This is a genomic window from Leifsonia sp. NPDC058248, from assembly GCF_042881905.1.
Taxonomy (GTDB): Bacteria; Actinomycetota; Actinomycetes; order Actinomycetales; family Microbacteriaceae; genus Leifsonia.
Genome location: NZ_JBHVXB010000006.1, coordinates 297,412 through 322,543, shown reverse-complemented (window position 1 = coordinate 322,543; position 25,132 = coordinate 297,412). Strand labels below are relative to the sequence as shown.

22 protein-coding genes and 3 tRNA genes are annotated in these 25,132 nt (G+C 66.5%); 8 read left to right on the top strand and 17 right to left on the bottom strand.

Going from position 1 to position 25,132, the window contains the following annotated elements:
- Positions 1 to 76: 76 nt before the first annotated feature.
- Positions 77 to 1,300, bottom strand: coding sequence for a DNA polymerase domain-containing protein (locus ACFVV5_RS12415; protein ID WP_387244121.1), 1,224 nt, complete (start codon positions 1,298 to 1,300; stop codon positions 77 to 79).
- Positions 1,301 to 1,481: 181 nt separating this feature from the next.
- On the opposite strand from ACFVV5_RS12415, the gene ACFVV5_RS12410 reads away from it, so the two are divergent.
- Positions 1,482 to 1,874, top strand: coding sequence for a hypothetical protein (locus ACFVV5_RS12410; protein ID WP_387244118.1), 393 nt, complete (start codon positions 1,482 to 1,484; stop codon positions 1,872 to 1,874).
- A 145-nt stretch (positions 1,875 to 2,019) separates the two neighbouring features.
- Here ACFVV5_RS12410 and ACFVV5_RS12405 read toward each other — a convergent pair whose 3' ends face one another.
- Positions 2,020 to 2,829 (bottom strand): DUF1206 domain-containing protein, encoded by an 810-nt coding sequence (locus tag ACFVV5_RS12405; protein ID WP_387244115.1) that lies wholly within the window; start codon positions 2,827 to 2,829, stop codon positions 2,020 to 2,022.
- Positions 2,830 to 3,072: 243 nt separating this feature from the next.
- Here ACFVV5_RS12405 and ppk2 point away from each other — a divergent pair, with 243 nt between their 5' ends.
- The 3 genes from ppk2 (at position 3,073) to ACFVV5_RS12390 (ending at position 5,498) form a co-directional block, all read left to right on the top strand.
- Positions 3,073 to 3,888 (top strand): polyphosphate kinase 2, encoded by an 816-nt coding sequence (ppk2, locus tag ACFVV5_RS12400; protein ID WP_387244112.1) that lies wholly within the window; start codon positions 3,073 to 3,075, stop codon positions 3,886 to 3,888.
- 207 nt (positions 3,889 to 4,095) lie between these two features.
- Positions 4,096 to 4,728 (top strand): phosphatase PAP2 family protein, encoded by a 633-nt coding sequence (locus ACFVV5_RS12395; protein ID WP_387244110.1) that lies wholly within the window; start codon positions 4,096 to 4,098, stop codon positions 4,726 to 4,728.
- A 17-nt stretch (positions 4,729 to 4,745) separates the two neighbouring features.
- The gene (locus ACFVV5_RS12390; RefSeq protein WP_387244107.1) at positions 4,746 to 5,498 is read left to right on the top strand and encodes a phosphatase PAP2 family protein; all 753 of its coding nucleotides are present in this window, start codon (positions 4,746 to 4,748) and stop codon (positions 5,496 to 5,498) included.
- On the opposite strand, the gene ACFVV5_RS12385 is transcribed toward ACFVV5_RS12390, so the two are convergent.
- Genes ACFVV5_RS12385 through ACFVV5_RS12375 form a run of 3 tightly spaced genes read right to left on the bottom strand, consistent with a single transcriptional unit; the run spans position 5,483 to position 7,331 of the window.
- Positions 5,483 to 6,487: a hypothetical protein gene (locus ACFVV5_RS12385; protein WP_387244104.1), complete on the bottom strand. Its 1,005-nt coding sequence runs from the start codon at positions 6,485 to 6,487 to the stop codon at positions 5,483 to 5,485. The two genes, ACFVV5_RS12390 and ACFVV5_RS12385, sit on opposite strands and share 16 nt — an antisense overlap.
- Positions 6,484 to 7,182 (bottom strand): cytochrome b N-terminal domain-containing protein, encoded by a 699-nt coding sequence (locus ACFVV5_RS12380; protein ID WP_387244101.1) that lies wholly within the window; start codon positions 7,180 to 7,182, stop codon positions 6,484 to 6,486. The genes ACFVV5_RS12385 and ACFVV5_RS12380 overlap by 4 nt, the downstream gene beginning before the upstream one ends.
- Positions 7,179 to 7,331, bottom strand: coding sequence for a hypothetical protein (locus ACFVV5_RS12375; protein WP_387244098.1), 153 nt, complete (start codon positions 7,329 to 7,331; stop codon positions 7,179 to 7,181). Before ACFVV5_RS12375 ends, ACFVV5_RS12380 begins: the two co-directional genes overlap by 4 nt.
- Positions 7,332 to 7,635: 304 nt before the next feature.
- Between ACFVV5_RS12375 and ACFVV5_RS12370 the strand changes: the two genes are divergently transcribed.
- On the top strand, positions 7,636 to 8,775 hold the full coding sequence (locus ACFVV5_RS12370; RefSeq protein ID WP_387244095.1) for a metallophosphoesterase family protein: 1,140 nt from the start codon (positions 7,636 to 7,638) through the stop codon (positions 8,773 to 8,775).
- Positions 8,776 to 8,822: 47 nt separating this feature from the next.
- On the opposite strand, the gene ACFVV5_RS12365 is transcribed toward ACFVV5_RS12370, so the two are convergent.
- The 7 genes from ACFVV5_RS12365 to ACFVV5_RS12335 form a co-directional block, all read right to left on the bottom strand.
- On the bottom strand, positions 8,823 to 10,619 hold the full coding sequence (locus tag ACFVV5_RS12365) for an adenylyl cyclase (RefSeq protein ID WP_387244092.1): 1,797 nt from the start codon (positions 10,617 to 10,619) through the stop codon (positions 8,823 to 8,825).
- Positions 10,620 to 10,859: 240 nt separating this feature from the next.
- Positions 10,860 to 13,127 carry a glycoside hydrolase family 3 N-terminal domain-containing protein gene (locus ACFVV5_RS12360; protein ID WP_387244089.1) on the bottom strand — a complete coding sequence of 756 codons (2,268 nt, stop codon included), beginning with the start codon at positions 13,125 to 13,127 and terminating at the stop codon, positions 10,860 to 10,862.
- A complete protein-coding gene (locus ACFVV5_RS12355) occupies positions 13,124 to 14,221 on the bottom strand; it encodes an ABC transporter permease (RefSeq protein WP_387244086.1) in 1,098 nt (365 codons plus the stop codon). Before ACFVV5_RS12355 ends, ACFVV5_RS12360 begins: the two co-directional genes overlap by 4 nt.
- 2 nt (positions 14,222 to 14,223) lie before the next feature.
- Positions 14,224 to 15,324, bottom strand: coding sequence for an ABC transporter permease (locus ACFVV5_RS12350; protein WP_387244083.1), 1,101 nt, complete (start codon positions 15,322 to 15,324; stop codon positions 14,224 to 14,226).
- A complete protein-coding gene (locus tag ACFVV5_RS12345; RefSeq protein WP_387244080.1) occupies positions 15,321 to 16,133 on the bottom strand; it encodes an ABC transporter ATP-binding protein in 813 nt (270 codons plus the stop codon). Before ACFVV5_RS12345 ends, ACFVV5_RS12350 begins: the two co-directional genes overlap by 4 nt.
- Positions 16,130 to 16,954, bottom strand: coding sequence for an ABC transporter ATP-binding protein (locus ACFVV5_RS12340; protein WP_387244078.1), 825 nt, complete (start codon positions 16,952 to 16,954; stop codon positions 16,130 to 16,132). Before ACFVV5_RS12340 ends, ACFVV5_RS12345 begins: the two co-directional genes overlap by 4 nt.
- Before the next feature lie 85 nt (positions 16,955 to 17,039).
- A complete protein-coding gene (locus tag ACFVV5_RS12335) occupies positions 17,040 to 18,692 on the bottom strand; it encodes an ABC transporter substrate-binding protein (protein ID WP_387244075.1) in 1,653 nt (550 codons plus the stop codon).
- 176 nt (positions 18,693 to 18,868) lie between these two features.
- Here ACFVV5_RS12335 and ACFVV5_RS12330 point away from each other — a divergent pair, with 176 nt between their 5' ends.
- Positions 18,869 to 19,528: a TetR/AcrR family transcriptional regulator gene (locus ACFVV5_RS12330; RefSeq protein ID WP_387244072.1), complete on the top strand. Its 660-nt coding sequence runs from the start codon at positions 18,869 to 18,871 to the stop codon at positions 19,526 to 19,528.
- Here the strand turns inward: ACFVV5_RS12330 and ACFVV5_RS12325 are convergent.
- The 5 genes from ACFVV5_RS12325 to ACFVV5_RS12305 form a co-directional block, all read right to left on the bottom strand.
- Positions 19,515 to 20,021, bottom strand: coding sequence for a GyrI-like domain-containing protein (locus ACFVV5_RS12325; protein WP_387244069.1), 507 nt, complete (start codon positions 20,019 to 20,021; stop codon positions 19,515 to 19,517). The genes ACFVV5_RS12330 and ACFVV5_RS12325 overlap by 14 nt on opposite strands.
- 99 nt (positions 20,022 to 20,120) lie before the next feature.
- On the bottom strand, positions 20,121 to 21,464 hold the full coding sequence (locus ACFVV5_RS12320; protein ID WP_387244066.1) for an NAD(P)/FAD-dependent oxidoreductase: 1,344 nt from the start codon (positions 21,462 to 21,464) through the stop codon (positions 20,121 to 20,123).
- A gap of 313 nt (positions 21,465 to 21,777) precedes the next feature.
- Positions 21,778 to 21,850, bottom strand: a tRNA-Phe gene (locus ACFVV5_RS12315).
- A 76-nt stretch (positions 21,851 to 21,926) separates the two neighbouring features.
- Positions 21,927 to 22,003, bottom strand: a tRNA-Asp gene (locus ACFVV5_RS12310).
- Between the two features lie 35 nt (positions 22,004 to 22,038).
- Positions 22,039 to 22,111: transfer RNA gene (locus ACFVV5_RS12305), tRNA-Glu, on the bottom strand.
- 349 nt (positions 22,112 to 22,460) lie between these two features.
- On the opposite strand from ACFVV5_RS12305, the gene ACFVV5_RS12300 reads away from it, so the two are divergent.
- Positions 22,461 to 23,747, top strand: a complete 1,287-nt coding sequence (locus ACFVV5_RS12300; RefSeq protein ID WP_387244063.1) for a M23 family metallopeptidase — start codon at positions 22,461 to 22,463, stop codon at positions 23,745 to 23,747.
- A complete protein-coding gene (locus tag ACFVV5_RS12295; RefSeq protein WP_387244060.1) occupies positions 23,740 to 25,107 on the top strand; it encodes an NlpC/P60 family protein in 1,368 nt (455 codons plus the stop codon). The genes ACFVV5_RS12300 and ACFVV5_RS12295 overlap by 8 nt, the downstream gene beginning before the upstream one ends.
- Positions 25,108 to 25,132 lie beyond the last annotated feature (25 nt).

Genomic DNA, 25,132 nt, shown 5'->3' with positions numbered 1-25,132 from the left:
CATTTCGACCCAACAAGTCCGGACTCGATTGCTGTGCGGCGCGGATCGCGGGTCGGGTCACGGCGCGCGGGGAACGTCATGCGCGCCGTGACCAGGGATCGTAATCGGCCAGCAGTTCGCCCTGCGCGGGCCGGTCGGCCTCGGGCACGTGCTGGAGGTTGATCCGCACGCGATACCACTGCGAGCTCGAGCCGCGCATCCCGTCGACGAGTTCGTCTGCTGGATGCAGCAGCGCGGCGGCTTCCGGATGGGCGGCCTTCCACTGATCCAGAGCATCCTGAGCCTCGGGCTTCGTCTTGGTGCGCGCCACCTCGATGAGCGGCATCCGAGAGACGCGGCGGCCGGCCCCGTCGCCGGCCCGGGGAGGCTTCTCGGCAGGGCCGAGCCGGCCTGCGAGAGCGAGTAGCCCGTCGAGGGAGCCGACCGTGTCGTCGATGCCGTCGTGGGGGTCGCCGCGCTCGGCAAACCGGCGCAGCACGCTCGGCACCGTGAACTCCTCTGGGAGGCGTGAGCGGATCTCCTCCCAGTCGAGCGGCGTGGAGACGCGAGCGTCGGGCAGCGGCCTGACGGAGTAGGCGGACGCCACCGTCCGATCCTTGGCATTCTGGTTGAAGTCGACGAAGACGCTCTCGCCGCGCTCCTCCTTCCACCAGCGCGCGGTGGCGAGACCGGGTGCGCGGTTCTCGACCTCCCGGGCGAGCGTCTCGGCGGCCAGTCGCACATCGGCGAAGTCCCACTTCGGCGCGATGCGGATGAGGATGTGCAGGCCGCGAGAGCCGCTCGTCTTGGGCCAGCCGACCAGGCCGTGGTCCTCGAGCACCTCGCGGGCGATGAAGGCGACGTCCACGATCTGCGACCAGTCGACACCGGGCATGGGGTCGAGGTCGACCCGCAGTTCATCGGGATGGTCGAGGTCTTCGGCGCGCACGGCGTGCGGGTTGAGGTCCAGGCAGCCGAGGTTCGACACCCAGGCGAGTCCGGCGGCATCCCGCACGACCGCCTCCTCCGCCGACGTCCCGCTGGCGTAGTGCAGCGTCGCTGTGTCGATGAACGCGGGATGGCCATCCGGAACGCGTTTCTGGAAGAAGGGTTCCTGCGACAGGCCCTTCACGAAGCGCTTCAGCACCATCGGCCGCCCGCCCGCACCGCGCAGGGCGCCGTCGGCGACGGAGACGTAGTAGCGCGCGAGGTCGAGCTTGGTCAGTCCGGGCTCGGGGAACACCACCTTGTCCGGGCTCGAGATGCGTACCTCGTGCCCCGCGACCTCCAGGAACGTCTCGGACTTCGAGGACGGGTTCATGGCGGTCACGCTACTGGCGACGGGGCCGTCCGTCCAGGCATTTCCCGATTGTCGATCGCACGCCGGTCGACAGGCGGGAGGGCCGAGCGGCGGAATGCCGAGCCGCTTCGAGAGGTTGCTACCTGCAGCGGCGCCGGCCGTTGTCCGGTCGCCTTCAACCCACCCTGGAGGGAATGCTTCGATGACGACGCAAGAGAAGGTCTATCAGCCCGGCGTATGCAACATCGGGCCGGCCGAGATCCGCAGGCGACGCCTGTCCGGCTACATCGGTGCCGCGGTGGGCGTGGTGTTCCTCGTGCTGGCCTTCGCGCTCGCCTGGCCCGCGCCGTGGCGGCTGCTGGTGGCGGTGCCGGCGTTCCTGTCGGCGCAGGGGTTCCTGCAGGCCGCATTCCATTTCTGCGTCGGGTTCGGCACACGCGGACTGTACAACTTCGGCGAACTGGGCACAGAGGAGAGCGTCCTCGAAGCCGACTTCCGGCGGAAGGATCAGCGCAAGGCGCTGCAGATCTCGGGTCTCGCGTTCGCGATCGCCGTCGTGGTGGCGCTGGTCGCGTTCTTCATCCCGGTCGGCTGACCCTCGCCCGCCCGCTCCCGCCGACCGACCTCAGCGCCTATGCGGGACGCACAGCAATCGAGTCCGGACTTGTTTGGTCGAAATCGTCCATTTCGACCCAACAAGTCCGGACTCGATTGCGGCGACTGATTCGAGAGAGGTTGGATCAGAGATGCGCGAATCGGGCACGCACCACGCAGTACGCCCCGTAGGCGATGAGCCCGACGCCGACCGCGATCAGAATCGCGCTGCCGAAGGGCAGGGTTGCGAGGGTTTTCAATCCGGAATCGAGTCCGTCTGCCTTGGCCGGGTTCGCGGTCGCGGCAGCGGTGAGGAAGAGGATGCCCACCACGCCGAGCGCGATGCCCTTGGCGAGGTAGCCGAAGATTCCCAAGGCGACAACGGCCTTGCCTGCCACGCCGCGGGGGACCGTGATGTCCTTCTTGAATTTGCGGCCGATGCCTTTGACCAGGAAGTAGACGCCGACGCCGAAGATCGCCAGGCCGATTGCGCCTATGGCGAAGACACCGCCCGGGGAAGACATGATGCGAGTGCTGAGATCGCTGGTGCTCGACGAACTACTGGTCGTTCCCCCGAGCGCGAAGACCAGCGCTGTCAGGGACAGAACAATATAGACGGCGCCCTTCGCGAAGTCGTTGACGAAGTGCGACACCCGCTTCTTCTTATCGCTTGAGCGTGACAAAAAGGCGCTCACCACCAGCCACAGACCCAAGGCAGCCAATCCGATCACCAGGACCCACAGGACGAACACTCCCCCCGGCGTCTGGGCCACCTGGGCCAGTGCGCCGGACTGATCCGCTTCCGTCCCAGCGGCGCCACGTGCTACCGCAATGGCAAGCAGCCCGATCAATGCGTGCAGAATGCCCGACGCGACATAACCGATCCGGGCCAGCATCCGCAGGCCGGAACTGTTGTAGGTCGCGTGCGCCGCTGCTGATACGGGGTTCGCGCTCATGCACTCAATGCGGCCAACATAAGACACCTCCAGAGGATGAGCGGCTCAAGCTTCTTCGATCGGGTCCCGCGGAGTGCGAGGCGCGGCACCAGCGTAGGCGTTTGCACGGCGACGAAGAGGGGGGTGGCTTCTGGGTCCAAAGGGGTGTAGTAGAGAAGCACCCCAGGAAGGCCTGTGACTCGGCGTTTGTCAACCCCCAGGTGCGAATGCGGTGTGTCCGGCCTTTGCTCCTATGGTGGAAAAATGTCAGCCAAGTCGAAAAAAGATGGCCCGACCCGGGCGGCCTACGAAGCCGAACTCGAACAGCTTCAGATCGAGCTCGTGGCCATGCAGCAGTGGGTGGTCTCGACCGGGGCGCGGGTTCTGGTCATCTTTGAAGGACGGGACGCCGCGGGCAAGGGCGGAGCCATCAAGCGGATCATCCAGTACCTGAATCCGCGGTCTGCTCGCGTGGTCGCATTGGCCGTTCCCACCGAACGCGAGCAGGGGCAGTGGTACTTCCAGCGCTATCTGGAGCGGCTTCCCGCGGCGGGCGAGATCGTGCTGATGGACAGGTCCTGGTACAACCGGGCCGGCGTGGAGCACGTGCTGGGCTACTGCACTCCTGAGCAGTACGACCGATTCCTTGGGCAGGCGCCCGCGCTGGAGCGACTGCTGGTGGAGGACGGCATCATGCTGTTCAAATATTGGTTCTCGGTGTCCGACGACGAGCAGCAGAAACGGTTCAAGTCGCGGCTCAAGGACCCGATGCGCAGGTGGAAGCTCTCGGAGACGGATCTTCATTCGATCACTCGATGGGAGGAATACTCCCGGGCCAAAGACGACATGTTCAAGGCGACGGACATCCCTGAAGCACCGTGGTGGACTGTTGAGAGCGACGTCAAGAAATCGGCCCGCTTGAACATGATCAGCCATCTGCTCAGCCAGATCCCGTACGAGACGGTCGCGCCGAAGAAACTGAAGCTCCCCGACCGGCCGTCGGCTGACGACTATGAGCGCCCCGCCCGCGAGCTGTACAAGTATGTCCCCGACCGCGCGGGCGACCTCGAAGAAGCCTGATGGCTTCGGCCCCAGGTTGCGTGCGCTCTCGATCAGGCCACGCCGGATGCAGCGAAACGGCGCCAGACGGCGCAGAGAGGAAGGTCGACGATGACCGTAGTGCCGCCTGACGAGCGTGGAACGATGCGTCGATTCAACGAGAAGTTCATCGTCGAGGTCCGGCCGGTGCCCGCATCCTCTCGCCGAAACCTCTACATCATCGCCGGTGTGCTCGCCCTGATCGGACTGGCGGCCTTCCTCGTGATCCTGGATTCCGTTCAGGAGGGGGACGGCCTTTCGGTGATCGACAAGCCGGTGCAGGGTTGGCTCGAAGGAATGCGATCGCCGACGTTGACGGTCGTCATGGCGACCGTCGCCACGGTGTTCGGACCGGTCGCCCTGCCGATCATCGTCCTCGTCACCGTCGTGTGGTGGGGCTTCGCGGCAAAACACGCATGGCGACCATTGCTTCTGGCCGGGAGCATGATCGTCGGCGTGGCGACCGTCCAGATCCTTGCCCCGGTCATCGGCCGTGAACGGCCACCCATCAACATGATGCTGATCGGCGCGGATCACACTCCTTCCTTCCCGTCAGGACATGTGATGGGCGCGACCGATTTTCTCCTGATCACGACGTACCTGGTGTTCTCTCGTCGCCGCAATCCCGTGACGACGGTGATCGCGCTCATTGTTGCGGCCGCCCTCGCGATCGCGACGGCAGCCTCGCGGGTCTACCTGGGGTACCACTGGCCCACCGACATATTCGCGTCGATCTCGCTCTCCCTGGTCGTCGTCGGCGGTGTGATCGCCGTCGATACGTGGCGGACCGTGCGGGTCGAACCTGCCGGGCGGTTGCGGTGAACGGGGAACAGGGCCGCGTGAGCCGCGCGCCGAAGGAGGTGATCGAGGACGTCGTCGACAGTGATGCTCCCGCCGAGGTACGGATCGCGCGGTTGTGGTGGGTCGTCTCGGCTGTAGCGGCTCTCCTCCTCGTCGTCCTGCTGGCGGCTGTGATCTTCTACCGGGAGGCCGACAAGCCGTTCGGCTTCGAGGTCGAGTGGATGGGGGAGCTGGTCGAGGCGCGCGCTCCGGTGTGGACGATCCCGGCCCTGGTCTTCGACTGGGTGGGTGGCGGCATCAGCTCGTTCGTGTATGTGCCGCTCACGATCATCGGCGGGCTGCTGATCTGGCGGCGCCCGTGGGCAGCCCTGTACTACGCGATCGCCGCCATCACGAGTGTGACGATCGCGACGATCATCAAGGTTCTCGTCGGACGCCCGCGACCGACGGAGATTCTCGTTCAACCCGACTTCGGCTCCTTCCCCTCCGGCCACAGTGCCAACGCGGCGCTCATCGCGACGACCCTCGGGATCATCTTCTGGCGAACCTGGGTCTGGATAACGGGGGCTGTCTACACCATCCTGATGATGCTCAGCCGAACCTATCTCGGTGCCCATTGGATCTCGGACACCATCGGCGGGATGCTCATCGGAGTGGGTGTCGCGATCATCATCTGGGCACCTTTCGCCCTGCGGCTGTACCGCGAGCGACGGCTCCCGCACCCTCCGATCTGGGTGAAGGTGGATCGGCATCCTGCCGACCCGGATGCGGCGGGTCACGTCGACCCGTGACCCACGGATCGCCCGGCGACTGCGTCTCGCGTTGGATGAGGAGTCCGCGAACGGTAGTAGTCGCGCCAGATCAGACGGTGAAGGGGAATCCATTTGGGGATCGTGCGCAGCCCCGGAATGAACGGGATCAGGGCCAGCAGCAGAGTCAGGACGCCCATGATGAGCACGACCAGGAGGTCGGCGTTGGGTGCCGAGGAGAACGGCTCCACCTGATAGAAGAGGGAGAACAGCCAGAGCCAGGACTGCCCTGGATAGTTGCCCGTCTCGTTCATCATCCCCCACTGGTCGCCGGTGAGATGCTGGGCTGCCGCGAGGTTCTGAAAGTACGTTCCGTCGCCGAGGAAGAGGATCGCCGGCGTGTGGTCGAGGTTGTAGAAGCCGCCCTGGCCGGCCAGCGCGGCGTCGAGACCACCGCTGCGCGCCATCGCAGTGAGCGACGAGATGATCGCGGGGACGGGACCGTATGCGGCGCGCGAAGAAGGAAGCGTATCGCCCTTGTCGCCCGCGAGCGCCTTCTCGTAGGCGTTCGTCCAGCGGGTCTGCTGCGCAGCCGTCGCTGAAGACCAGAGCGCGACGGCAGGGGGCACGGTCGGAAGCGTTTTGAGTGGGGCGATCACGAACGCGTTCGCCGTGTCGATCGGGAGGCGCACACCCGAGAGGCTCTGCAGATCCAGCGGTCCGAGCGTCTGGGTCGCGTCCGGTGTCGCGTTGTAGGGCGGCCCGTAGCCGGCGGTGTCGCTCGCCTTCGCGAGCTCGGCGGTCGCGGTCGTCGCGAAGTCGACGGGTTGGCTCGTCGACCAGTCTGTGAAGGTGACGCTGGGTTCGTCCGGTGAGCCGAGGAGCGCCACGATCCCGAGAGTGAGCAGCGAAACGACGACGAAGCCGACCGTGACCTCCTTGATGAGGTCGTAGTCGCGAACGCGTCCTCGCCACGGGCGGCTCGCTACATCGTCCCGGCTGCGCCACGACATGTTCGGCGACGACGTCATCGCTCTACCTCCGACTCGTTCCCCGCGTGGACGATTTGGTCATCGGTTTCGGCTGCATCGATCGGTGGCACCACGCCGTGCATTCGCACCAGCAGCACGTGCAAGGCGACGATCGCCGCCACGGCCAACGGGAGCAGGGCGATATGCCACGTGAACATCTGCCCCAGGTCGGCGACATTGAACCAGGCGCCGACGCCCACTGCGTTCAACGCGTCTTTGCCTTCGAAGGCGATCCATTGCGAGTCGAAGTTGGTCTGGAGGAGGTAGCCGGTGAATCCGGCGACGATCGAGACGGCGAAGGCGATCACTCCGGTGATCCAGGTGAGGGCGCGCCCTCCTCGCCAGGCGGCCATCCAGTACTTGCCCCAGAGGTGCACGACCATGAACAGGAAGAACAGCTCGACGCTCCACAGGTGCACGCCGTTCGTGAAGTGCCCCAGACTCGATACGTGGTACCAGGCCGGACCGTTCAAGCTGAGGACGAGCCCGGAGATGATGACGACGGCGAGAGCGGCGAGCGCCGCCATGCCGAACACATAGATCCACGAAGCGACGTAGCTGGGCTGGTCTTGCGGTAGCAGCTTGTCCGGCGGAAGACGTTTGAGAAGCCACCGGCGCGCGCGCCCCGTCCAGGTGTAGACCTCGTCCGACGTGTCGTCCTGTCGGGTCGCGGTCGCGGTCTTCTGCGTGCTCATCTGCGGCGCCGTGCTTTCGGGAAAGGCAGCACGAGGGCGAGCACGAACAGGGCGATCATGACCGCGATGACGATCAGGTTGCCGAGTTGGATGACGAAGGCGCCCCAGCCGAGATAGATGCCGGGCGCCGCGCTTTCGATGATCTCCACAACCGCCTCCTCCGCCTTGGGTGAAGACTGCGCTCGGGGAGGCACATCGGGCAGGGCCGAAAGTCCTTCCAGCGTGCCGCCGATGACGGGCGCGGATGACGGGGCACCGATCGCGGATGCCTCGCTTTCAACCCGACCACGTCCTCACGACCCGTTCACCGGAGCGTCGCCGGCGATTCATCGGGGCGTCGTCTCGTGACCCTAGCCTCTGGGCTGGCAGCGGCGTCGCCTGGGCCCGCCCGTCAGGAGGATTGGAATGCGCTCTAGGACTCGTAGGATCTCGTTGATCGCCGCCGGCGTAGTCGTGGCAACGTTTTTCGGCGCGGCGGCCGCAGTCGCGGCGCCCACCATCGACAACGATTGGCCGTACAACACCGCTGTCAAGGCCGACAACGCCAAGACCTATACGCTCGCTGCTGTCGGCGACATCGCCTGTGAGCCGGACGACAGCGCCAACACGGCGAATCCGTCTTCCCTCAAATGCGGCAGCCCGAGCCTCGGCGGCTACGACGCTGAGTTCGCCACGGCGAAGCAGACCGACGCGATGAAGCCGGACGCGGTCGCCCTCCTCGGGGACGAGCAGTATCAGGTCGGCAAGCTGAGCGACTTCGAGGGGTCCTTCGAGCAGGCCTGGGGAGGGCTCAAGTTCCTCGAGCGGCCCGCCCCCGGCAACCACGAGTACTACTCGTACGCGAAGAAGGGTGACAACGAAGCCGGCCAGAACGGCGATGGATACTTCGCGTACTTCAACGGCCACGACCAGAGCGGCGCGCCGAACACCTCCGGCCAGGCCGGTGACGACACCAGCGCCGACCAGGGCTGGTATTCGTACAACCTCGGCAACTGGCACATCATCTCCCTCAACGCGGAGTGCAACTCCGCAGCGTTCGGCAACGACTGCTCGACCACCGACAGCGGGCTGCTCGCGCAGGAGACCCACTGGCTCACCGACGACCTGAAGAACAACCAGCAGCAGTGCACGATCGCCTACTGGCACCAGCCGACCTTCAGCGCGACCACCGCCTCGACGGCGACCGTCGCGGCCTCCGCGCCTGGCGCCGGCGGCCAGGAGGGTCAGGTGACGGATGATTGGTGGAAGCTGCTCTACGCGAACCACGCGACGCTCATCCTCAACGGTCACGAGCACGCCTACGCGCGATTCAAGCCGATGAACCCGGCCGGCCAGTACGACCCCAAGGCCGGCATCCCGGAGTTCATCATCGGCACCGGCGGTGAGGCACTCGACGCGCTCGCGACGAACGCCGACGGGACCTACGCGAACCAGAACGTGGTCACCGCCTACAACCAGGGCTACGGGACGATGAAGCTCACGCTCAAGCAGCACAGATACTCGTTCTCGTACGCCCCCGCGCTGCAGGGCGCAGGGCTCAGCGCGTCGGCCCTCGAATACTCCGACTCGGGTTCAGGCAGCTGCAACAGCTGAGCAGCGACTCCGAAACGGTGGCCCTTCCCCGATCTGGGGAGGGGCCACTATTGGGCCGTGCCGTCGGTGTAGGTGGTCACGGTGTGGGCCACCCCGCTGGTCGCGCCTGTGGCCGCGGGGCCCTGCCCGTTGATGACGTGGTCGATCGTGCCGGCGTTCGTGTTCAGCGCGACTGTGGTCAGGTCGTGCATCACCACGCCGGGCGTGTTCGGAACCTCGAATGATTGGGTCGCGTGGAGCGTCGGGTCGACGTTGGTGTAGATGTAGCTGCCCAGGCCCCACGCCTCGTGGGTTGTGACGGAGTCCGCCACCTTATAGGCCGCATAGCCGTTGACGCCGTCGTGCTGCCACGCCGCTTGGTTCGGGGCGTCGTAGGGCAGCTCGTTCTGGAAGAACACGGTCCGGCCGCGCTCGCCGTTCCAGACGACGTTGTACTTCTGGTAGTGCTCGACGAACAGGCCGGTGGCGGTCACGTCGTCGCCGTTCACGACGACTCCGGTGTCGGCGGTGTTCACCGTCCAGCCGACCGAGCCGGGCACGCCGTGGTCGGCCCGCCACGCCCAGATGTCGTCCAGGAGCGTGTGGTCGCTGTTGACCTCGAGGCTGGTTGTGGCCTTGCCGACGTGCGGTCCGCCGATGCGGAAGAACACGTCCTGCAAGGCGGTCGGGTTGCTGGCAGTGCCCACGTGCTTGCCGCCCTTTTCGTGGCCGCTGCCGACGCGCAGCAGCGTCGTGGAGTTCACCGGTCCGGCGTCGAAGGTCAGACCGGCGATGTCGACGCCTTGGACATCGGCCACCGTCATCGGGATCGCCCCGTCCTGTGCGGTGAGTGTGGCCATACCGAGACCGAGGACGACCGTGTCGGCGCGTTTCACCGCGATGCTGTGCGCGATGTCATAGACGCCCGGGGTGACGAGCAGGTTCTTGCCCTGGGCCAATGCGGAGTTGATCTTCGCGACGGAGTCACCGGGATGGGCGACGAAGAAGCTGCTCAACGGCAACGACCGGCCGGGGGTGTGGCCGTCCGCCCAGGTGGTGCCGGTGGAGTCCGTCTGCGCGCTGGGCGCGAATACGTTGTAGCTGCCGCTCGCATCCACGTAGAGGTACGGCTTCTCGCGTGACACCGGCGTGGCTGTCAGGGTGGTGTATGGCGGGTTCGGGAAGGACTGTGCCGGGGCGTTGATGTCGCCCGAGAACACCTGGTTCCACACGGCGTTGGACCAGCCCGCGCCCAGGTCGCTGTTGCGAACGTAGAACTGCTGTTGAGATCCGTTCAGCGCTCCGCCCTCCAACTTCGAGTCGGCCACGAACCCGCCGCTCGCATAGTTCGGGTTCTCGCAGTACGGCATGAAAGTGGTGTAGTCCTTCACGTCCACCCGGCGCATCGGCGCAGCCTGCGACACCGCCCACATCTCGTTGCCGGTGTGGCACCCGTCGGCGGTCGGGACCACATGGATGGTCAGGTTCGACACAGAACGCCAGAAAGTGTCCAATGCGCCGCTGCCGTTGCGGCCGGTGGCGGTCACGCCACCGTTGATGGTGACGGCCGACGGGTCCTGGCCGAGGCCATCGACCTCGGTGTAATAGCCCACCTTGATGTCCAACGGGCTGGACGGGGAACCGTAGGTGCCGGGTTCGAAAAGGAGCGCGTACCGCTGAGTGCCCATCTCGTTGTCGACCTGCTCCGAATAGACCGAGTCGACTTTGGCCTGGATGTCGGCCTGCGGCATGTCCGGAGTGAAGACGATCACGTTGGGGCCGAGGTCCGGCGTCGTGGGGCTCGGCTCAGCGACGGCACTCTGCGTGGACGCGAGGACGCCGAGGATCGCCGCGCCCACCGCCACCGCCAATCCGATCGCGCGTCGACTGGACCGGACCGTACCGACGGGCGAGGGCGAGAATGGGGGCACCGTGGACCTGCTTCCGTGCGAAGCGGCAGCCGCGCCGTCCTTGCAGGAGGGCGGATGCGCCCTCGGGTGGGCACCATCGGCCGCCTGAGTAGGGAACCCCGAAAGGCTAACCGGTTCGCTATCGGCTCGTCAACACCCCAGTGTTCTACCCCATCCGGAACGGGAAGGCCCGATTCAAGCGACAACCTCGAACCCGGCCGTGAGCAACGCCGCCTCACGGGAGGAGGGGCCGACGAGCAGTTCGAAGGCTCCGGCCTCCACTCGGCGGATTCCCGCGGCGTCCACGATCGAGCAGTCCCGGACGGCGAGCTCGAAGCGCACCCGAGCGGTTTCGCCCGGTTCCAGATCGACCTGACGGTAGGCCTTCAGCTCCTTGTCCGTCCAGCTGACGCTCGTGACCGTGTCTCGCACATACACCTGCACTGTCTCGCGGACCGGACGTCCGCCGGTGTTGCTCACGCTGATCTCGGCCACGATGTCCTCCTGAGCACTGAGCTCGGTTCGCGCGAGAGTCAGGTCGGCGTACTCCACGTTCGTGTACGACAGTCCTTCGCCGAACCCCCACGCAGGCTCCTGGGTGAGGTCGGCGTACCGGTCGCCGTGCTGCCCACGGATCTGGTTGTAGTACGTCGGCTGCTGGCCGACGTGCACGGCGAAGGAGATCGGCAGGCGGCCGGAGGGGTCGATGCGACCGGCGAGGATCTCAGCGATCGCCTGACCACCCAGCATGCCCGGGTTCGCTGCCCAGATCACGGCGGCGGCGTTCGCAACCGACGGCGGCAGGACGAGCGGCTTCGAGGCGAGGAGCACCACGACGACGGGTTTCCCTGTCGCGAGCATCGCGTCGAGCAACGCGTTCTGGCCGCCGATCAGTTCGAGTGTCGCGGTGGAGCGGCCCTCGCCGACGAGCTCGATCCGGTCGCCCACCACGGCGACCACGACGTCGGACGCCTCGGCGGCGGCGATGGCTTCGTCGATCAGGGCGGGATCCGGGGCGCACGGCACGACCACGTCGGGTCGCGGTTGCCCGTCGGGGAACGTCTTGCCGTTCGGGTCGTCCTCAAGCGTCAGGATGTCGGCGCCCCGGGCGTGCAGAACGCTCCAGCCGGGGATCGCGCGCAGACCATCGAGCACGGTGGTGATCATCTCGCGCGGCTGGCCGTCGAGCCATCCGGCCTGGCCGGATCCTCCTGCCCAGTCGCCGAGCTGGCTCTGCGCATCGTCGGCGAGCGGGCCGACGAGCGCGACACGGAGCGGCGCAGACGCGAGCGGCAGCGTCCCGTCGTTCTCCAGCAGCACGATCGAACGCCGCGCGATCTCGAGGTTCAGCTCGGCGTGCGCCGCGTTGCCGACCACGGCGTCGAGGTCGGCCGCGGGAAGGCGGGGATCCTCGAACAGTCCGAGGTCGAATTTCAGCGTCAGAATCCGAGCGACGGCGGCGTCGAAGGCGTCGTCGGCGAGCATCCCCTGCGCGACCGCCTCGAGTGCGCCCTCGTAGAACATCGGCGTCGTCATGACCATGTCGTTGCCGGCCTTCACCGCGGCAGCGGCGGCGTGCGCGTAGTCGGGCTGGACCTTCTGCTCCCAGACCATGCGGCCGATGTTGTCCCAGTCGGTGATGAGCGTTCCGGTGTACCCCCACTCTCCGCGCAGCACCTCGCTGAGCAGCCAGTCGTTCACTGTGATCGGCACACCGTCTGTGCTCTGGTAGCCGAGCATGAAGGTGCGGCATCCTTCGCGCGCCACCCGCTCGAACGGCGGCAGGAACCAGCTTCGGAGCTTGCGCCTGGAGATGTCGGCCTCGCTCGCGTCGCGGCCGCCCTGCGTCTCCGAGTACCCGGCGAAGTGCTTCGCCGTGGCGAGGATCGCCGTCGGATCGTCGAGCCCCTTTCCCTGGTAGCCGCGCACCATGGCGCTCGCAAGCTCGCCGATGAGGAAAGGATCCTCGCCGAACGTCTCGCTGACCCGTCCCCAGCGGAGGTCTCTGGCGATGCACAGCACGGGCGAGAAGGTCCAGTGCACACCCGTGACGGCGACCTCTTCTGCCGTGGCGCGGGCGACGCGCTCGATCAGGTCCGCATCCCACGACGCGGCCATTCCGAGCTGGGTGGGGTAGATCGTGGCGCCCGGCCAGAACGAGTGCCCGTGGATGCAGTCCTCGCCGACGAGGAGCGGGATCCGCAGCCGGGTCTCGGCCGTGAGCCGATTCGCTTCCAGGATCCGCTCCGGGGAGGTGTGCAGGATGGAGCCGACGTGACGTCGCAGAATGTGGTCGCGCAGGTCGTCGCGCGCGTCGAGCTGCAGCATCTGCCCGACCTTCTCCTCCACGCTCATGCGTGCGAGGAGATCAGCGACACGTTCGGCTGTCGTCAGCGATGGGTCCTGGTACGGAGTGGTTCCGGATGCCAGAGCCGCGGATGCTGATGGCAGTGTTGAAGTCATTCGGTCTTGCTCTCCAATGAGTGTCCGGCCGCTGCGGTCGTGAGCGGATCCGTGCGCACCTGAGTGACGGCGGTATTGATGTTGATGCCCTTGCGCTTCATCGCCCGAGCCCGTTCTCCGGCCGAGCGCAGGCGAGGGTTGACGTATTCGTCGATGCCGAAGTTGATCAGCGACAGTGCCACCCCGAGCAATGCGATGCACAGGCCGGCGGGAACGTACCACCACCAGTAATCCGGGAAAGCGTTGTTCTGCTGCGCCCAGAACAGGATGGTTCCCCAGTTCAGATTCGACACCGGGATGACGCCGATGAACGCGAGGGTCGTCAGACCCAGCACCGCCGCCGTCATCGTGCCGACGAAGCTCGACGCGATGATCGCCAGGAGGTTCGGGAGCATCTCCACCAGGATGACGCGGTGCAACGGCTCGCCGTTCGCCCGCGCGGCCTGGATGAAGTCGCGGTTGCGCAGCGACATGGTCTGCGCGCGCAGCACGCGCGCGCCCCAGGCCCAGCCGGTCAGACCGAGCACGGCGGCGATCAGCCAGAGCGGCGGATCCTCGAACTGCGAGGCGACGATGATCATCAGCGGCAGTCCGGGGATGACCAGGAACACGTTCGAGAGGGCCGACAGCGATTCGCTCTTCCAGCCACGCAGGTAGCCGGCGGTCACTCCGACGATGATCGCCACGACCGTTGCCATGATCGTCGCCAGGAACCCGACGACGAGGACGCCGCGCGTTCCGTAGACGAGCTGGCTGAAGACGTCCTGGCCGATGTGGGTGGTGCCCAGGAGGTGCTCCAGCGAGGGCGGCTGAAGGGTCTCGTCCAGATGCTGCGCGTTCGGATCGTAGGGAGCGATCCACGGGGCGAAGATCGCGACGAGCACGAAGACGCCCATGATGATCAGGCCGGCAGCCGACTTGGGGTTGCTGAACATCGCCAGCGAGGATTTCAGCTGCGACCAGAAGGTGACCTTCTGGGGGCGGCGCAGCCGGCCTGCGGCAAGCACGGATGCTGTCTCGGGGCTCCCGACGCCTGTGAATGGGGCGAGCGTCTGCGGCTCGCCTGCGGCCGTCTTGGGGGAAGTGCTGGTCATGGTCAGGCCTCCGTCTGACGAGTGCGGGGGTCGAGGATGGCATAGGCGATGTCCGCCAGGATGTTCGCCACCAGCACGGCCAGAACCAGGACCAGGAAGATCCCCTGCATCAGCGCATAGTCCTTCGCGCTGGTGGCGTTGAGCAGTAGCAAGCCGATGCCGGGATAGGAGAACACCATCTCCATCACGATCGTGCCGCTGACGATGAAGCCGATGGCCAGGGCGAAGCTCTGGATCTGCGGGAGCACCGCGTTGCGGGCCGCGTAGCGCCAGAGCACGCGTCGGTTCGGCATCCCCTTGGCCTGCGCGACGGTGATGTAGTCCTCGTCGAGCACGGTGAGCATCATGTTGCGCATCCCGAGCACCCAGCCGCCGATCGAGACGATCACGATGGTGATCATCGGGAGCGCGCCGTGCGAGATCACCTGGGAGATGAAGTCTGCGTTCCAGCCCGGCTCCACGCCCAGCTCGTAGGCGTGGCCCGCGGGGAACCAGCCGAGCGTGGTCGAGAAGACCGCGATCAGAATCAGCCCCACCCAGAAGTACGGCACGGTGCCCAGGAACGTCGTTATCGGAACGAACACGTCCAGACGTCCGCCGCGCTTCCACCCGATCACCGCACCGAGGCTCGTCCCGATCAGGAACGAGATCACGGTGGCGAAGCCGACCAGCCCGAGCGTCCACGGCAGCGCCGAGGCGATCGCGTCGCCCACCGGCGCCATCCCCGTGGAGATGGAGACGCCCAGGTTGCCGTGCAGCAGCATGTCCCAGTAGTTGACGTACTGCTGCCACAGCGGGACCGACTTGTCGAGGCCGAACAGGAGCCGCAGCGCCTTCTCGGCGTCGGGGGTCAGCTGACCTTGGCTCCGCGCCATGTACGCGTCGACCGCGTCGCCTTTCATCAGGCGGGGCAGGAAGAAGTTGATGGTGATGGCGGCCCAGAGAGTGAACGCGTAGAAGGCTGTGCGGCCGCCGATGAAACGCCAGGGCACGCGGACGCCGCGGCGCTCGGCCCGTGCGGCCGTCGTCCCGATGAGCGTCGGATCGGCGGGCGTCGGGTCGGCGGGAAGCCGGCCGGCGGGCGTTGTCGTTTCGGCGCTCACAGCGCACCTCCTTCAGTCTGTGCGGTCAGTGCCCCGAAGTGGTTCTCGGGGTCGGGGGACGCTGCGCGGAGCTCGCGCGTATAGAGGTCTCGCGGGCGGAGGATCACATCGTCGGCGGGTCCGTGCTCGACGATCCTGCCCTGATTGAGCACGATGATCTCGTCGCTGAAGTGCCGGGCCGTGGCCAAGTCGTGGGTGATGTAGAGCACCCCGAGACCTTCCTCGCGCTGCAGATCGGCGAGGAGGTTCAGCACTCCGAGGCGGATCGACACGTCGAGCATCGACACCGGCTCGTCGGCCACCAGCAGCGCGGGCCGGGACGCCAGCGCGCGTGCGATGGCCACGCGCTGCCGCTGGCCGCCGGAGAGCTCGTGCGGACGGCGGTCGATCACCGCATCCGCATCCAGCTGAACGCGCCGCAGCAGGCGTCGCACTTCGTCGTCGACCTCTTTGCGCGGGACGACATGGTCGAGCCGGAGCGGACGTTCGATGTGGTGCCGGATCGAGTGCGAGGGGTTCAGCGAGGCGAACGGGTCCTGGAAGACCATCCGCAGCTGCTGACGGTACCGCCGCAGCCGCTTGCCCGTCCGGGGGATCGGGGCGCCGTCCAGCAGCACCTCGCCACGCGTGGGGGTCTCCAGCTGTGTGAGGATCTTCGCGATCGTCGACTTGCCGCTGCCCGACTGGCCGACCAGCCCGATGGTCTGGCCGGGACCCAGCGTGAAGCTGACGTCGTCCAGCGCTTTGAGCTGTCCGGATCCGCGGACGTTGTAGATCTTGGTGACGTTCTTGAACTCGAGCGTCGTCATCGGACCACCACTCCTCTCTCGCCGGTGAGCCGTGGGAACGACCGGAGCAGCTTGCGCGTGTACTCGTTCTGGGGGTCGGTCCAGATCTGCTCGGCCGTGGCCAGCTCGACGATCTCGCCTTCGCGCATGATCGCGATCCGGTCGCTGATCTCCAGCAGCAGCGGGAGGTCGTGGGTGATGAAGACGACGGAGAAGCCGAAGTCGTGGCGGAGCTGGGAGATCTGCTTGAGGATCTCGCGCTGCACGAGCACATCGAGGGCCGTCGTCGGCTCGTCCATCACCATCAGCTGGGGGCGGAGCGCGAGGGCCATGGCGATCATGACCCGCTGGCGCATACCGCCCGAGAGTTCGTGGGGGTAGGAGCGCACACGCTGGCCGCCCACCTTCACGATCTCCAGGAGCTCGATCACGGCCGCTCGGCGCTCCGACCGGTTCATGTCGGGACGGTGCACCTGGAACACGTCGTCCAGCTGGGATCCGATGGTCGCCACCGGATTGAGGGCGTTCATGGCCCCCTGGAAGACCATGGAGATCTTGTCCCACCGGAAGCGGCGCATCTGCTCCGCATCGAGGGCGTTGATGTCGATGTCGTCGCCGCCTTCGTCGTGGAAGACGACGCTGCCGCTGGTGATGACCGCCGGGGGCTTGAGCAGGCGCTGCACGCCGTAGGCGAGGGTGGTCTTGCCGCACCCGCTCTCGCCGGCCAGGCCGACGATCTCGCCGCGCTTGATGTCGAGGGTGACGTTCTTGACCGCCGCGACCGGCGGATCCACGTCGTACACGACGGAGAAGTCGCGTACAGAGAGAAGGGAGTCTGTCATGAGGGTGTCGCTTTCATGCTGTCCGCGGATCGTCCGGGGTGGACTCGGGCACGAAGCCCTCGTCCACCCCGGACGCGCTGGGTGACTACTTGCCCGCGGGCTTCAGGTTCATGAGCACCTGAACCGCCGAAGGCTGCGTCGGGTCAGCGGTCGCGTACTGGTCCTTCTCGCTCGGCCAGCCCGTGAACTTCCGGGTGTTGTACTCGGCGAGCTGCGGGTGGGTACCGATCGGAATGGCCGGGACGTCCTCCACGAAGATCTTCTGCAGCTTGTGCAGCGCAGCGGTCCTGGACGCGTTGTCGGAGGCCTGCGCGTACTCCTTGAGCAGAGCGGTCGCCTCCGGGTTCTTGTAGCGTCCGAAGTTGTCCGAGACTTTGCCGTCGGCGGCCTGATCGAGGTAGGTGCTGTTCATGACATCGTCGTAGATGTGCCACGGGTTCGAGCCGGAGCCGGTCCAGTGCAGGACGGCATCGAAGTTGCCGGAGGCGACGTTGGCGAACCAGGTGTCGGCGTCGGGTGTTGCGACCTTCGCGTCGGCGCCGAGCGTGCTCTTGATCTGCGTCGCGACCAGCTGGATGCCGGTGACGTAGTCGTTCCAGCCCTGCGGGTCCTGCAGGGTGAAGGAGACCGGGGAGCCGGACGGATCGATCAGAGCGCTGCCCTTCCAGGTGTATCCCGCGTCGGTCAGCACCTTCTTGGCGCCGTCGACATCGATCGAGAAGGACTGGTCCTTGTACTCGGGGGCGATGTACTGGTCACCGGTCGGCTGGGGGATGCCGGTCACGTTCGTCAGTTCCGGTCCGGCATTGCTGCGCGCCTTCTCGGCGTGCGCCTTCCGGTCGATGACCATGTTGACGGCCTTGCGGAACGCGACGTTGTTGAACGGAGCCTTCGTCGTGTTGACCACGATCATGTCCGGGCTCAGGACGTTGGCGCCCCAGAACACGTTGTGCTTCGGGTCCTTGTCCACGTAGTTCTTCTGATAGTCGGTGATGAAGATCTGCGCCCAGTCGGTCTCACCGCTCTGGAGAGCGCGGAGCAGGCCCGTGTTGTCGTTGTACTCGAGGTACTTCAGTTCGCCCACCGGTGCCTTGCCGCCCCAGTAGTCGGTGCGAGCCTTCAGCACGACGCCCTGCGACGAGAAGGACTTGATCGTGTACGGCCCGGTGCCGATCGCGTTCTTCACCGCGTCCTTCGTCGGGTCTGCGATGCCCTTCCACTGGTGCTCGGGAACGATGGCGACCTGCAGCACGTCACCCTGCTTGACGAACTTCGACTCGCTGAAGCTCAGGACGACGTTGTCGCCGTCCTTCTTGACCTCGGTCAGCTTGAGGCCGCCCAGGTCGAGTGCCGGGGTGCTCTTGATCAGGTTGTACGTGAACACGATGTCGTCTGCGGTGAAGGGCTTGCCGTCGCTCCACTTGACGTTCGCCCGCGGGGTGACCGTCAGCTGCGTGTAGTCGGAGTTCCATTTGACCTTCGAGGCGAGCCACGGCGTCGTCTCGTTCTTGCCGACCGGGTTGACGATCGCGAGGGGCTCGTAGAGCATCCGGTCGTAGCCGAGCGACATACCGGAACCGGTAGTGATGAACGGGTTGTTGATCTGAGTCGCCAGAATGGCGGCGCCGTCCGGCTTCGCGACGGTGAGCGAGCCTCCGCTCGAACCGGTCGTCCCGGACGAACCGTTCGACGAGCAGCCGGTGAGCGCAAGTGCGCTGATGGCTGCGATCGCGGACACCGTGAATAGCGTTTTCCTAAGCCTCATTGCTTCTCCTTCTGGCGGACACATTCGTTGTGCCCTTGGTGCGGGATGTCGGCTGACGATAACTTGCTTACTGGTCAGAAAGCAAGTTGGTGCGAGGTTACTGAGTGGTAAGCTCCAACGCAAGCGGCACGAGACAGAGGACGGCACGCATGGTCACGACGGGCGCCAGCACCACTCCTCGCCCGGAGACCGAGCGCAAGCGCAAAAAGATTCTCCGGGCGGCGATCGAGACATTCGGCACCAAAGGGTCCGCCAACGGCACCCTCACCGACATCGCCGATCAGGTCGGGATGACTCACGCCGGCGTGCTGCACCACTTCGGATCCAAGCAGAATCTGCTCCTCGAAGTGCTCGAGTTCCGTGACCAGGACGACGTCGCGCACCTTGCCGGCCGTCACATCCCCGGCGGTCCCGCTCTGTTCGCACACCTCGTCGACACCGCGTTCCGCAACTCGCTGCGCCCCGGGATCGTGCAGGTCTACACCGTGCTCTCCTCCGAATCGGTGACCGACGACCACCCCGCGAAGGCGTACTTCCACGAGCGGTACCACACCCTGCGCCTCGAGATCGACGAGGCGTTCCGCGAACTGTGCGCGCAAGAGAACGTGAGCGACCCCGACACGATCGACAGGGCCTCAGCATCCATTCTCGCGGTCATGGACGGATTGCAATTGCAGTGGCTGCTCGACCCCGAGGCGATCGATCTCGCGAAGGCGAGCGAGTTCGCCATCGAGGCGATCGTGAACGGTGTCCTGCATCCAGGACCGACGGTGTCTTCGTACGTCCACGCGCAGGCTACGGGCGAGTGAGGAACGCGAGTTCGACGATCCAGCGGGTCTTGCGTCGCTCCGTGCGAGGGTCTGTCAGATAGATCTCGAACCGACCTGCGAAGGCTTCGCCTCCGGGGTGCGGCTGTGTGTCCAGTTCGAGGCCGTGCTCGCGAACCCACTCGTGGATGTAGCGGTTCGCCGCGAGTGACTTCGCTCGGTACGCCAGCACGGCATAGTTGCCGGCGGGCACGATCCCGGCCTCGACGCGATCGTCCGCAGCGTCGGACTCACCCACGACACCGACCTCGATCGCCATCAGATCCGACATGTTCACCACGTGAAGGCGGAGGAAGAAAGGCCCCGTCGGCTCGACACCCTGCTCATCGAGCCAGCCGATCAGTTCCGCGAGCAAGCGGTCTCGATTGGAGAGCATCGTCCTGAAGGGAACGGTCTCACGGATGCCGAGGGTCGCCACAGACGGGCGGAACTCCAACTCGGGACCACTCACGACATCCAACTCGCCTGCACGCACGTCAACATCCTCGCACGCGGGCGGTTACTCGAGCTCTCGTCGCAGGCGGCGCCGACGTCGCGGTCCACGGCCCGCAGGGTAGATCTCTCTTCCCCGACGTCACTTCCTCGTTCTCTCGGTCGTGAACGCGGTCGTGAACGCTCTGCGCGGATGCCTGAGCGCGCTCAGCGAGGTCACCTCCGGGAGCGAGAGAGCGTCGACGATCCATCCGGCTATGACGCGGAACTTCCGATTCACGGTCGGGACGAGGAGGCCGTGATATGCGCGGTGAACCAGCCAGGCGGGCAGCCTCTTCAGCTTCACGCCCATGATCAGTGCGGCTCCGTCCCCGACGCCATAGCTGGCGATGGTGCCGAGGGATGCGTGGCGATACTCCTCGAGATCCTCGCCGCGGATCTCGTTCACGATGTTGCGGGCGGCGACGCCCGCCTGGCGGATGGCGTTCTGCGCGTTCGGCGTGTAATACGCCGGCTGCTTGGCGGCGGTCAGGTCGGGGACCTGCGCATTGTCGCCGAGCGCCCACGCTCCGCCGATCACGCTGCCGTCGTCGCGGGTCACCCGCAGCCGCGTGTCGGCGATGATGTGTCCTTTGGGGCCGAGGGGCGCATCCGTGTTCTCGAGCGTCGGGCTGGGGCGCACTCCTGCGGTCCAGATGAGCGTCGCGGCGTCGAAGGTGTCGCCGCTCGACAGCTCGATGCAGCCGTCGACGCACGACGTGACGGTCGTCTCGAGCCGCACGTCGATGTCGTGCCTGCCGAGTTCGCCGAGCGTCCACTTCGAGAGGTCGGGTCCCACCTCGGGGGCGACCCTGTCGAGCGCCTCGACCAGCATCCAGTGCACGTCGGAGCGGCCCAGGTTGGCGAAGCTGTCGACCGCCTGCATGCTCACGTCACGCAGCTCGCTGATGGCCTCGACACCGGTGTATCCGGCGCCGACGAAGACGAAGGTGAGCAGTTTCCGGCGCTCGGCCGGATCGGTGGTCGCCGCCGCCTTCGCCACGCAGTCGAGAACGTTGTCGCGTGCGGAGACCGCCTCCTCGACGGTCTTGAAGCCCACTCCCATTTCCTTCAGCCCTGGCGTGAGGAAGGTGCGCGTGACAGCTCCGAGGGCGAAGACCACGTGGTCGAAGTCCAGCTTCAGGATGCTGCCGTCGAGCGAGCGCACCGAAGCCGAGTGATCGGCGAGACTCAGGGAGTCCACGGTGCCGCGGACGACGCGCGACGTCTTCAGGGTGCGGTGAAGCGGGACTGTGACATCCCGCGGAGCGACGTGACCACCGGCCACCTCGGGGAGGAGTGGCTGGTAGGTCATGTAGGGGCTCTGATCGACCACGGTGATCTGCATCGGCGTCTTCCCGCGGTGCCGTTGCAAGCCGAGGGCGGTGTAGAGACCGGCGTAGCCACCGCCGAGGATGAGGACACGCTTGGTTTCGTTCGGGGACATCCCGGGCCGCCTTTCCGACCGGCCCGGGCCAGTCGGGGGCCGTCGAACGGGATGGTACGCGCGGCGGAGTGCTCGGGGTACCGCGTAAGGGCTGCGGGATACGGGATCCCCGGGATCGGCTAGTGCCCGAACTCGGTCGCCAGCAATCGAGTCCGGACTTGCTGGGTCGAAATCGTCCATTGCGGCCCACCAAGTCCGGACTCGATTGCTGGCGCCGATGGCGGGCGCCGAGCGCGGGCGCCGAGCGCGGGCGCCGATGGCGGCCCGCAATGCAAGAAACCCCCGCCATGTAGAAGCTAGGCGAGGGTTCCAGTGGCTCCGACCGGCATCGATCCGGTGACCTTTCGATTTTCAGTCGAACGCTCTACCAACTGAGCTACAGAGCCGAAGCCGGGCCAGCTTCCGCGGAAACTGTGTCGGCCTCTAGACGGAAGCCCTTCCTCTCGGAAGGGCTTCTCGCCGTGGCGACCCTGACGGGACTTGAACCCGCGACCTCCGCCGTGACAGGGCGGCACGCTAACCAACTGCGCTACAGGGCCTCGATGTGAAGCTGTTCAATTATAGGTGATGCCAGTGACCCCAACGGGATTCGAACCCGTGCTACCGCCGTGAAAGGGCGGCGTCCTAGGCCACTAAACGATGGGGCCGGACGGCCTCGACTCGCTTCCGCGATCCGCATGACCACCGACGCATAAGCATACGGAATCCCGACGGCAAATGCCAATCGGGCGTGCGACACCCGGGCCGCCGCAACCCACCAGACCACGACCAGCCCGCGAATCGCCACGGTTTCGCCACCAAGTCGCGTTACATTCGCACTCGACGGCCGCCGGGTCGTCCGTGTAGCCGCACGCCATCCCCCGTCTTGTCGACCCCTTCCGAGCCCCCGACACTGGGCTTGTGAGGGGCATGTTGCTAAAGTTGCACACGTTGACAACGGGATCCGTGTGACTCATGTGACTGAAGCCGCACACGAGCAACGGGTTCGAGGACACGATGAATCGCACTGAAACGGACACTCAGCACCTTCAGCGCGCTCGCTTGCGCGGCAGAGCCGGTGCGCGCCGGTGGCGTCTCAAGACCGCGCTCGCCGCCACGATCGTCTCCGTCGTCGCCGTGGTCGGCTCCGTCGCCGCCCCCGCTTACGCCGACTACCCCAGCTGGTCCGACGTGCAGAAGGCCAAGGCGAACCAGTCCGCCGCCGGCGCTCAGGTCCGCAAGATCAACGGGTTCATCTCGCAGCTCAAGGTCCAGGTCGCGACGACCCAGGCGGCAGCGGTCAAGCGCGGCGAGGAGCTGGAGATCGCGCAGGCCAAGTTCGACGATGCGAGCATCAAGGCCGCCGCCATCCAGAAGCAGGCCGACGAGAGCAAGGCCAAAGCGGATGCGGCCAGCGCGCAGGCCGGCAAGCTCGCCTCCCAGCTCTACCGCACGGGCGGCCGCAACCTCACCGCCAACCTGTTCCTGAGCGGCAACGGCGCCTCCACGCAGAGTCCCGACAAACTCCTGTCCGATCTCGGCAGCATGTCGAAACTCGTCGAGCAGTCCAACAAGGTCTATGCCGACGCCAAGACGTCGCAGAACGCGTCCAAGGCTCTCGCCGAGCAGGCCAAGGTGGCCAAGGCCGAGCGCGAGAGACTGCGCATCGCGGCGCAGGCCGCGCTGAAGGCGGCCGCCGAAGCGGCGCTCGCCGCCCAGGCCAAACTGAAAGAGCAGCAGAAGCAGATCATCGTGATGCAGGCCCAGCTGGCCGCGCTCAGGGACAAGACCGCCAAGACGGTCGCCGGCTACCAGAAGGGCGTCGCTGTCGCGGCTGCACGTGCGGCGGCCGCGGGCTCCGGCGGCCTCCCCGGCGGATACGTCGGCCCGCAGGGCTGGGCGGTACCTGCCGCCGGTCCGATCACCGACGGCTTCGGGCCGCGCGTCTCGCCCGGCGGCGGCATCGGGAGCACCTGGCACATGGGCATCGACATCGGCGCGTACTGCAATGCGCCCATCTACGCGGCCGCCGCAGGAACCGTGGAGTACGCCGGGCCGAACGGCAGCTACGGCAACTTCGTCCTGATCACCAACGGCAACGGAGTCGAGACCGGCTACGCGCACATCCGTGACGGCGGCATCATGGTCGGCATCGGCCAGCACGTCGGCGCCGGCCAGCCGATCGCACACGTCGGGACGACCGGAGCATCCACCGGATGCCACCTGCACTTCGAGGTGCGCATCAACGGCGAGAAGATCGACGGGATCCCGTTCATGAGGGAAAGGCAGGCACCACTTGGCTAGCCACAACGAGAAGAATTCGCGTCTCCGGCCGGGCATCGCGATCGGCGCGGGCGTGATGGGGGTCGTCACGGCATCCATCGGCGTGATCACGCCGCCGGCGTTCGCCGCCGACTACCCGTCGTGGAACGACGTTCAGCAGGCGAAGGCCAACGTGGCCAACCAGCAGGCGATGGTCACCAACATCACCAATCTGATCAACGGGCTGCAGTCGAGCGTCGACGCTGCGCGCATCGAGTCGGAGAAGGCCGCCGAGGCGTACTTCCAGGCCAAGAACGCTTTGGACAAGGCGACCGTCAAGGCGGCCGACCTCCAGAAGCAGGCGTCCGACGCCGCTGCGAAAGCCAAGACCTCGAAGATGCGCGCCGGCCTCCTGGCCTCGCACCTGGCGAAGTCGGGCGGCGGCGACATGTCGGTCGACCTCATGCTGAAGGGCGGCGGAACCGGCTCAGACGCCGACAAGCTGCTTTATCAGCTCGGAACGATGAGCAAGCTGACGGCACAGTCCCAAGACGTGTACGCGCGGGCCACGAACGACCAGAACGCTGCCGAGTCGCTGACCGCGCAGGCCGAGGTCGCGAAGCACGCGCGCGAAGACCTCGCGACCAAGGCGACGGCGGCGCTCGCCGCGGCCAAGGATGCGCAGCTCAAGGCCCAGACGGCGCTCGCCACCCAGCAGGCGAAGTCGACCGAGCTGATCGCTCAGCTCGCCACGCTCAAGAACACCTCGGCGCACACCGAAGCCGCCTACCTCCAGGGGGAGCGGATCAAAGCCGCCCAGGCGGCGGCGGCTGCGGCAGCTGCGGCGGCGAAGGCCGCGGCGGACAAGGCGGCAGCGGACAAGGCCGCGGCGGACAAGGCGGCTCAGGAAGCGGCGAACCACGGCGGCGGAAACGGCGGGGGCAACTCCGGCGGAGGCAACTCCGGAGGTGGCGGCGGCGGTTCCCACTCCGGCGGTGGCGGCGGAGTGGTCGCGCCGCCGAACGGCAACGTCGTCGACACCGCGATCGCCTACGCGCGCGCCCAGCTCGGCAAGCCGTACATCTTCGGCGGCGAGGGCCCCGGCGGCTACGACTGCTCCGGGCTCACCATGAAGGCGTACGGGTACGCCGGCGTCTACATCGGCAGCCACTCGGTCAACGACCAGTGGTACACCGCCGCACGCCGGGGCCAGATCGTCTCGGCCGGCCAGCGACAACCCGGCGACCTCATCTTCTGGGGCAGCGGGCCGGGCAGCTTCTACCACGTGGGCATCTACATCGGCGGCGGCATGATGATCGCCGCTCCCACCGAGGGGGATGTCGTCAAGGTCCAGTCGGTCTGGGGTTCGCCCTGGTACCAGGTGGCACGCCCCTCTGCCTGACGGCCGAGCCACGAACAGCGACGAC